The following is a 539-nucleotide window of genomic DNA, read 5'->3' as shown; positions in this document are numbered from 1 at the left end:
TTCCTTCAGCACAGAAACGATCTGGCTCTCGGTAAATCTGCTCTTCTTCAAGGGAATCTCCGACTCAGGGAGGCTCCGAAATTCTACCGGTTGGTGTCTACCTGAAGGGGGAGCTTACGGCCCGCCTTGGCGTCGCCGCCAAAGCCGAAACCTCCCCCAATAGACACCTGGCTGCCGCTGTACTTGGCGGTGTTCTTCAGGTCCTCCGTGACCAGCGTGCCGGTGGTCAGCTTGTTCAAACCGTCAGCCACCGCGCGGTCACTGCTGGCGATGACGCTGCCGATCAGCGTGGTGTTGTTCTTGACGTCGATCAGGAACCCGCCGTCGCCTGCCCACAGGCCCGTCTGCTGCGTGACGGACTTGAAGTCGCTGTTCATCTTGCCGGTGCTGGCATTAGCCGACACGCTGCTTGAACCCGCACAGTACGGCGGGATGCACAGGCTTAGCCCGAACCCGGCGCTCTTGTTCTTGGAGTCGTACTTGCTGCTGTCCTGCAAGCTCTCCAGCAGCAGATTGCCGCCGACCGACGCGATGATCTG

Annotated in this window: 1 protein-coding gene; it reads right to left on the bottom strand. The window is 60.5% G+C overall.

Going from position 1 to position 539, the window contains the following annotated elements:
- Positions 1-83: 83 nt before the first annotated feature.
- Positions 84-539: hemagglutinin repeat-containing protein (locus CEY09_RS31840; protein ID WP_234818454.1), on the bottom strand; the 456-nt coding region annotated here is incomplete at its 5' end.

Origin of the sequence: Achromobacter marplatensis (assembly GCF_002209535.1) — a bacterium.
Classification (GTDB): domain Bacteria; phylum Pseudomonadota; class Gammaproteobacteria; order Burkholderiales; family Burkholderiaceae_B; genus Achromobacter; species Achromobacter marplatensis.
The sequence above is the reverse complement of the archived record's forward strand: the minus strand, read 5'-3'. Positions and strand labels throughout refer to the sequence as shown.